The organism is Bradyrhizobium sp. AC87j1 (genome assembly GCF_002936975.1).
GTDB classification, from domain to species: Bacteria; Pseudomonadota; Alphaproteobacteria; order Rhizobiales; family Xanthobacteraceae; genus Bradyrhizobium; species Bradyrhizobium shewense.
In genome coordinates, this window is the sequence record NZ_PTFE01000176.1 from 1 (window position 1) to 8,240 (window position 8,240).

At 64.9% G+C, this 8,240-nt stretch carries 5 protein-coding genes; 4 read left to right on the top strand and 1 reads right to left on the bottom strand.

Features of this window, described 5'->3' with window-relative positions; genetic code table 11:
- Nucleotides 1–853: 853 nt before the first annotated feature.
- A complete protein-coding gene (locus CV770_RS39870) occupies nucleotides 854–1,117 on the bottom strand; it encodes a hypothetical protein (RefSeq protein ID WP_038971177.1) in 264 nt (87 codons plus the stop codon).
- Between the two features lie 298 nt (nucleotides 1,118–1,415).
- Here CV770_RS39870 and CV770_RS39875 point away from each other — a divergent pair, with 298 nt between their 5' ends.
- From CV770_RS39875 to CV770_RS39890, 4 genes are all read left to right on the top strand, one after another.
- Nucleotides 1,416–2,669 carry an SMP-30/gluconolactonase/LRE family protein gene (locus CV770_RS39875; RefSeq protein ID WP_091961244.1) on the top strand — a complete coding sequence of 418 codons (1,254 nt, stop codon included), beginning with the start codon at nucleotides 1,416–1,418 and terminating at the stop codon, nucleotides 2,667–2,669.
- Between the two features lie 214 nt (nucleotides 2,670–2,883).
- The gene (locus CV770_RS39880) at nucleotides 2,884–4,068 is read left to right on the top strand and encodes a calcium-binding protein (RefSeq protein WP_245454003.1); all 1,185 of its coding nucleotides are present in this window, start codon (nucleotides 2,884–2,886) and stop codon (nucleotides 4,066–4,068) included.
- A 159-nt stretch (nucleotides 4,069–4,227) separates the two neighbouring features.
- On the top strand, nucleotides 4,228–6,738 hold the full coding sequence (uvrA, locus tag CV770_RS39885) for an excinuclease ABC subunit UvrA (RefSeq protein WP_104466204.1): 2,511 nt from the start codon (nucleotides 4,228–4,230) through the stop codon (nucleotides 6,736–6,738).
- A gap of 158 nt (nucleotides 6,739–6,896) precedes the next feature.
- On the top strand, nucleotides 6,897–8,207 hold the full coding sequence (locus tag CV770_RS39890) for an ABC transporter substrate-binding protein (protein WP_104466205.1): 1,311 nt from the start codon (nucleotides 6,897–6,899) through the stop codon (nucleotides 8,205–8,207).
- Nucleotides 8,208–8,240: the final 33 nt, after the last annotated feature.

Consider the following 8,240-nt stretch of genomic DNA (forward strand, 5'->3'; position numbering starts at 1 on the left):
TTGCTTGATCGCTCCACCCTCTAATCCAAGAGGGCGCAGGGAAGGCCGGGTGCTGGCTCGCACCCGCGGTCCGCTGCGCGAAATGCACACGCAGGAAGAACCGCACAGCAGCATACAGGTGGCGCCGATCACTCGGCCTTCCCTGCGCGATGGTTGGACGGCTTATGCCGTGATCTCCCGGGAGCCGACCATTCCTTCTGGCCTCCCTCGCCCCGCGAATTGGATGATGCAGTCTGCCCGGTTGGGCTCGCTCGCACCTCCGCGGAAGGCTTGACCGTAGCAACGACGGCCAGGACCACACGGTTTTGCCGTACGCACGGCCCGCCATTTCGCCGCAGTTTTCCCGGGCCCGTCGACGAAGCCGGAAACTTACAGACGAGACGAAGCCTAGCAGCGCCGCTCGTCCGCACGCGGTTACGGACTCACAGGGACTTCCCGCCCTGCCCGTACCTCTCGTGCCGACGCTGCCGCGTCCACCGCAAGCCCGGCTCGCGATAGTGACGACACATGATCGCCCCTCTTGGATGAGCCGGGATGGGCGACACATACGCCGAAACCGAATTTCGGTAAAGTGGAATATTTTTGGCGAAGCGGATTGACAGAGCGCGACACACCGACGCTCATTCCGTCATCCTGAGGTACGAGACATGGGACGCAAGGCGTCCCATGGGGAGCCTCGAAGGATGGACGGCCACAGTCGGGCCGTCGCCCTTCGAGGCTCGCCAAAGAGGCGAGCACCTCAGGGTGACGGGGACGGAGCTGTGCTGGGTAGGATGGAATTGCGTAAGGCCGGGCGAGCGGCCCCGGATTTCGCTTCGCTTCATCCGGGCTACTGGCACTTCCGAACTTCGCCCTATCCCGCGCGGCGGGCGCGGGCCCTGCTTTCCCAGCGGTTCAGCATCTGGCCGAGCTCGCCGGTGACCACGGGGATGGCTGTGATGGCGCTGGGGATCTCGTTGGTGTTGGCGGGCGCGTTGGCGGGAAGCCAATCCGGCTCGGTATATTCGCGCCAGCGGCGCGCTTCGGCGCGTCTTTTGTTGGAGATGAATTCACGCGTGAAATAGCCGGCCGCGAACGCGATTCCCAGCAACACGATCAATACGATGACGCCAGCCACAATCAACTCCGTCCATCGCCCCCGGACGGGTTCTGCGTGGCAATCAGCGCAAAATCAAGGCTTGAACTGCGCCGAACGCGCTGCCTGCCATGCTTTGCCGCAGGCAAATTTTTGTTCAAATCCGCGGAACATTTTCGCGCCTTGCAAACAGCGCAAGGCGGACGCGAAGTGCATTCGAATATGACAGGATTGAGACCCGCGCAATCCGATTCCACCCCTCGCAACCGGCGCCGGACCGCATTAACCTCCAGTTGCTCGGCCGGATCAACCGGCCAGCGAACATCATTGGGAGGACGCGATGACACGCCAAGAGGCTCGTGACCACACGGCTCGTGACCACGAGCAGCGTGACCAGGATGCTGCGCTTTCACGACGAACACTTGTCCGGGGGCTTGCGCTCGGCGCTGCGGCGACCGTGACGGGGGCCGGCTCCGCGCTGGCCCAGACCGGACCCGCCGCACCGCCGACCACCATCACCACCCCGCCGCGCGATTTCGGCCCGCACGGCGCGCCGACCACCTATTTCTGGGACCCCGACATCATCGCGGTCGATCCCTCCTTCAACGATCTCGCGCAGCCCAACACCGCGATCAAGCGTCTCTACACCGGCCTGCTGTGGGCCGAGGGTCCGGCGTGGAGCGCGCAAGGAAGGTATCTGCTCTGGAGCGACATTCCCAACAACCGGCAGATGCGCTGGAGCGAGGATGACGGCCGCGTCAGCGTGTTTCGCACGCCGTCCAACAATTCCAACGGCAACTCCTTCGACTTCCAGGGCCGCCAGCTCTCCTGCGAGCATTTGACCCGCCGGGTGACGCGCTACGAGCATGACGGCACCGCCACCGTGCTCGCGGACTCCTATCAAGGCAAGAAGCTGAACTCGCCGAACGACATCGCCGCGCATCCCGACGGCAGCTACTGGTTCACCGATCCACCCTATGGCGGTCAGCTCTATGAAGGCGAGCCGGATGCGGCGGGCGGCCCGAGCAATGCAGGCGGCAAGCTCAATCCGCGGATCGGACAGCCGGCCGGCTTCCAGCCGGGCAAGCGCGAGCTGCCGACCAATTGCTATCGCATCGACCCCTCCGGCCGCATCGACCTCGTCGTTACCGAAGACCAGGTGCCCGATCCGAACGGACTGTGCTTCTCGCCGGATTACAAGAAGCTCTACGTCGCCTCCACCGGCAAGGGCCCGGGCGATACGGGTCCGGGCGGCAAGGGCGAGATCTTCGTGTTCGACGTCGGCAGCGACAACAAGCTGTCGAATCCCAAGAAGTTCAGCGATTGCGTGATCGACGGCGTGAAGTGCGGGCCGGACGGCGTGCGCTGCGACGTCAACGGCAATGTCTGGGCCTCGAGCAATGCCGGCCGCGCCGTCGGCTATAACGGCGTGACGGTATGGTCACCGGAGGGCAAGCTGCTCGGCCGCATCCGCCTGCCGGAAGTCTGCGGCAACATCACCTTCGGCGGCCCCAAGCGCAACCGCCTGTTCATGGCCGCGAGCCAGTCGCTCTACGCGGTGTTCACGGCGACGCAAGGCGCGGGGCCCGGCTGAGCCGCACATCCGTGATCAAGCGCGCCGGCGTGAAGCGCCGGCGCGAACTTTCCTTTTGTGACAGCACCACGACATGTTGGTCGCAGTTACCCGGTCGTCGGGCAAATCTCCGCCATCAATTCAACGAAGATAGGTCGCGCAGCAGAACCGCGGCGCGGCGTGGAAGCATGACACTCTCTCCGGCCGCGCTCGAGCATGAATTGGGAGTTGCACGATGCGCCGTATGCCAAACGACACGATCATCGTCAGCGTTGGAAGCCAGGAGCTCGTGATCGCGTTCGGAGACCCCGGTTTACCGGTCGACGGCCATGGCGGTAACGACATCATGATCGCAACAGTCGATGACGGGCCCAGCAGCCTGCTGTTTGTCGGTGACGAGTCGATCCTGGAGGGCCAATCGCATGGCGGCAACGACCTTCTCGTCGCCACCGTTCAGGGTCGCTTGCCCTATACGACCTTTGACGGCGACGCGCAGATCATGTCCGGCCAAGCCCGCGGCGGCAACGACGTGCTGCATGTCGAGGCCTCGAATGCGATCTATGCGAGCGTCTATCTCTCGGGCGACGCCGAAATCGCCATGACTGGGGATACCAAGGGCGGCAACGACCTCATCACGGCAGAGATGGGCGACAGATCGTATGGTGCGTTCAGCGGCGATTCCGGATCGCTCATGAGCGGCAACTCCCAAGGCGGTAACGACATCGTCAGCGTGGTCCAGGCCGGCTTCTCTGGCAACGCGTCGATATCTGGTGATGCCTTGGTGACCATGAGCGGCGATGCACGCGGCGGCCGGGACATCCTCATCTATACACTCGGCGTCGATGCGCGGTCCGGCGGCGCATCACTGCTCGGCGATAGCGGCTACATGAGCGACAATGCCCGTGGCGGGGACGACATCCTGATCGCGGCCGTCGACGGCAATCCCGATTCGACCTCCATCGCGCTCGTCGGCGATGCCTCGCTGATGTCCGGCAACGCACAGGGTGGCAATGATATTCTCTACGGGAGCGATCGCGGCGATTGGCTGTATGGCGATGCACGCATCTACACTCCCGCCGTGGGCCGCTCGATCACCGGCGGCAGGGATCTGCTGAACGGCGGAGGCGGCAACGATCAGCTCTGGGGCGGACCGAGCAACGATCTGTTCGTGTTCGGGGTAGGCTCGGGCCAGGACGTGATCAACGATTTCGATCAGGGCAACAAGGCGGCGGGCAGCACGACACCCGAGTACGACGTGATCGACGTGAGGGCCTATGGCTTTGCGGACTGGGTCGCGCTGAAGAGCCTGATCAGCGACGACAGCGCCGGCAATGCGGTGATCCAGCTGACGGCCAACGACACCATCACGCTGGACGGCATCCATGCCGCCGATCTCAACGCCAGGGATTTCATCGTCTGAGGCCCGGCTTGCCGCCGCAACCCAAATCCTCGCAAGGCCCCTCGCCTGTCATCGCGGCCGGCCTTGGCTTTGTGCAGAACGCAACCAGGCCCACTGGCCTCGAAGGACCCATCCTGCGATCCTGCCGTTGTTCCCCCGCGGGGGCCGCGAGGAGGCGAGATGGACGATCGACCAAGACGACCCGACGGCCTGATGCAGGACGACGGCTTCGTGCGGGTGCGCGGCGCGCGCGAGCACAATCTCAGGAACGTCGACGTTCGCATTCCACGCAACGCCCTCGTCGTGTTCACGGGCGTGTCGGGGTCCGGGAAATCCTCGCTCGCCTTTGGAACGATCTACGCCGAGGCGCAGCGGCGCTATCTGGAATCGGTGTCGCCCTATGCGCGGCGCCTCTTCCACCAGATGCAGATCCCTGAAGTCGACGACATCGAGGGCCTGCCGCCCGCCGTGGCACTTCAGCAGCAGCGCGGCGCGCCGACGACGAGGTCGTCAGTCGGCAGCGTGACCACCATCTCGAACCTGCTGAGGATGCTCTATTCCCGCGCCGGCGATTACCCGCGGGGACAGCCGATGCTCTATGCGGAAGCGTTCTCGCCGAACACGCCCGAGGGGGCGTGCCCGACCTGTCACGGCATCGGCAGGATGCTCGACGTCACCGAGAAGTCGATGGTGCCCGACGACACCAAGACGATCCGCGAGCGTGCCGTCGCGGCCTGGCCGAGTGCCTGGCAGGGGCAGAACCTCCGGGACATCCTGACGACGCTCGGCTACGACGTGGACAGACCCTGGCGTGAACTGCCGAGAAAGGACCGCGACTGGATTCTGTTCACCGAGGAGCAGCCGACCGTGCCGGTCTACGCCGGTTACGACGCCGCTGAGGTCAAACGCGCGCTGCGCCGCAAGGAGGAGCCGAGCTATCAGGGCACCTTCACCGGCGCCAAGCGCTACGTGATGCAGACCTACGCCAAGTCCGAGAGCGCGATGATGAAGCGCCGCGTCGCGCAGTTCATGATCACCCAGGATTGTCCGACCTGCCACGGCACCCGGCTCAAGCCCGAGGCGCTCAAGGTCAGGTTCGCCGGGCTCAATATCGCAGAGATGTCGCATTTGCCGCTCAAGCAACTGCAGGAGCTGGTCAAGCCGTTCGCAAAGACTTCGACGGACAAGTCGGAGAAGACCGTCGTCGCCAAGCGTATCTGCGAGGATCTGTCGGCGCGGCTCGCCGTCCTGCTCGACCTCGGCCTTGGCTATCTCGCCTGCGAGCGCAGCACGCCGACGCTGTCACCGGGCGAATTGCAACGGCTGCGCCTTGCGACGCAGGTCCGTTCGAACCTGTTCGGCGTCGTCTACGTGCTCGACGAGCCGTCAGCAGGCCTGCATCCCGCCGACACCGAGGCGCTGCTGCGGGCACTGGACCGGCTGAAGCACGCCGGCAACTCGATCTTCGTGGTCGAGCACGAGATCGAGGTGATCAGCCACGCCGACTGGCTGGTGGATGTCGGCCCCGACGCCGGCGACGGCGGCGGGCTCATCCTCTACAGCGGGCCGCCGGAAGGGCTCGGCGACATCGAGCAATCGCGAACCGCGCATTACCTCGGGCGTCCGCGCAAGAAGCTGCCGACGGCGCGCCGCGAGCCGAAGGGCCATCTGAAGCTCAGGGGCGTATCCCGCAACAACCTTCGTGGTCTCGACGTCGATATTCCGCTCGGCATCCTCACCAGCATCACCGGCGTGTCCGGCTCCGGCAAATCGAGCCTGATCAGCCAGTTCATCGTCGAGGCCGTCGCCGCGCATCTCGGCCATACGCTTGCCGCTGACGCCGATGACGACAGCTTGGCCCCGACGGTCGAGACGTTGGGCGGCAGGATCGTTGCCGGCCTTGACCAGGTCAATCGGCTCGTCGTCGTCGATCAGAAGCCGATCGGCCGCACGCCGCGGTCCAATCTTGCGACCTATACCGGCCTGTTCGACCATGTCCGAAAACTGTTCGCGGCAACGCCGCAGGCAAAGTCCCGCCGCTACGATGCCGGACGCTTCTCGTTCAATGTCGCGAAAGGACGATGCGCGACCTGCGAGGGCGAAGGCTTCGTCTGTGTCGAGCTCTTGTTCCTGCCCAGCGTCTACGCCCCCTGCCCGACCTGCAAGGGCGCCCGCTACAACGACAAGACGCTCGAGGTGACAATCCGCGGCAAATCCATCGCGGATGTGCTGGCGATGCGCGTCGACGAGGCCTTCGAGTTCTTCGAGGGCGATGCCGCGCTGAACCGGTCGCTGTCGGTGGTCCGCGAGGTCGGCCTCGGCTATATCCGCCTCGGCCAGTCCGCCACGGAACTGTCCGGTGGCGAAGCCCAGCGCATCAAGCTGGCGACCGAGCTCATGCGTCCGCAACGCGGCCATACGCTCTATGTGCTGGACGAGCCGACCACCGGGCTGCATCCACGGGACGTCGAGCGGCTGATCGCCCAGCTCGAACGGATCGTGGACGCCGGCAACAGCGTGGTCGTGGTCGAGCACGACATGGACGTCGTCTCGCACAGCGACTGGATCATCGATCTCGGCCCCGGTGCCGGCGACGAGGGCGGCCGCATCGTCGCATCGGGAACGCCGGATCAGGTCGCAAGGGCCAGCGGCAAGACCGCGCATTATCTCTCGCGGCGCTTGAAGCAGTAGCGCTCGGTCTCGCCAAGCCTCACCGTCATTTCGCAATTGCGTTCTATGGCGCAGCTGACAGACCCGACTTTCGCCATGTTGACTTTCCGCCGTCCCGCTCCCCATACTTCGCAAAAAAATAACAACCAGTCATAAGAACGGTTTTGAGGGAGGATAGGATGCCGACTTCACGCAGGCAGCTGCTGAAGGGTACGGCGGCTGCCGCCGCCACACTCAGCCTCGATTGGACGCGGGCCCAGGCGCAGGCCGAGAATTTGCGCATCGGCCTGATCTACGACCTCACCGGCCCGTTCGCCGCCGGCGGCTCGGTCGCCTCCTCGGTCGGCGCGCAGATCGCCATCGACCTCGTCAACGAGAAGGGCGGCATCGGCGGCAAGACCAAGATCGTGCCGGTCGCGGCGGATTCCCAGAGCAAGGCCGACGTCGCCATCAACGAGGCCGAGCGGCTGATCAGCCAGGAGAAGATCGACATCATCAACGGCGTCTATTCCAGCGCGCATGCGGTGCCGATGGCGGCGAAGGTCGAGCAGCAGAAGAAGATCCTCTGGATCACGACCGCGGTCTCGACCGCCGTGTTCAAGGACAAGAATTTGCAATACGTGTTTCGCGCGCAGATCCATTCCGACCAGTACGGCCAGGCCTTTGCCGGCTTCATCGCCGAGCATGCGAAAGCCAAGCTCGGCATGGAGGCGAAGGACGTCAAGGTCGCGCTGATCCACGAGGACGGCCCCTATGGCGTCGGCGTCGCCGCTGCCGACGAGGCATATGCCAAGCAGGCCGGCATCCAGGTCGTGCTGCGCGAAGGCTATTCGGCTTCCGCGCCCGACCTCTCGGTGCTCGTGACGAAGATCAAGCGCGCCAAGGCCGATGTGATCTCGCATGCCGGCTACAACCCCGACATCACCCTGTTCCTGCGCCAGGCCCGCGAAAGCGGCCTGCGCTTCAAGATGCTGTTCGGGGCCGGCGCCGGCTACAGCCAGCTCGACAAGCTGCGCGCGACCTTCGGTCCCGACATCGACAATTTCTGCAACATCGATCCGGTGCCGGCGCAGCTGCTCGATGCGGCGAAACTCGCGCCGGGCATGGGCGAGCTGATCAAGACCATGATCTCGCGCTACCAGACCAAGACCGGCGCCACCGACGTGCCGCCGCACTGCTCGATGGGCTTCAACCAGACCTGGGTGCTGCTCAACAACGTGCTGCCTGTCGCCAAGGAGAAGTACGGCAGCTTCGAGCCGGAGGCGATCCGCAAGGCCGCGCTCGACGTCGACATCCCCGCCGGCGGCACCATCCAGGGCTATGGCGTCAAATTCTTCCCGCCGGGCACGCCGCTGTCCGGCCAGAACGAACGCTCGACGCCGGTGGTGATGCAGAACGCGGGCGAGCACATCTCGGTGGTGTGGCCCTCCAACATCCGCACGCAAGACCCGGTATTCCCGCTGCCGAAGGGATCGACCTACGGGACGTAGGGTCGGCTTGCTCCCACCCTCCCCCTCCAGGGG

Excerpts from the sequence above, each read along its gene's own strand:
- CV770_RS39880 (WP_245454003.1), top strand. The coding sequence starts at position 2,884 with ATGCGCCGTATGCCAAACGACACGATCATCGTCAGCGTTGGAAGCCAG.
- CV770_RS39890 (WP_104466205.1), top strand. The coding sequence starts at position 6,897 with ATGCCGACTTCACGCAGGCAGCTGCTGAAGGGTACGGCGGCTGCCGCC.
- CV770_RS39875 (WP_091961244.1), top strand. The coding sequence starts at position 1,416 with ATGACACGCCAAGAGGCTCGTGACCACACGGCTCGTGACCACGAGCAG.
- uvrA (WP_104466204.1), top strand. The coding sequence starts at position 4,228 with ATGGACGATCGACCAAGACGACCCGACGGCCTGATGCAGGACGACGGC.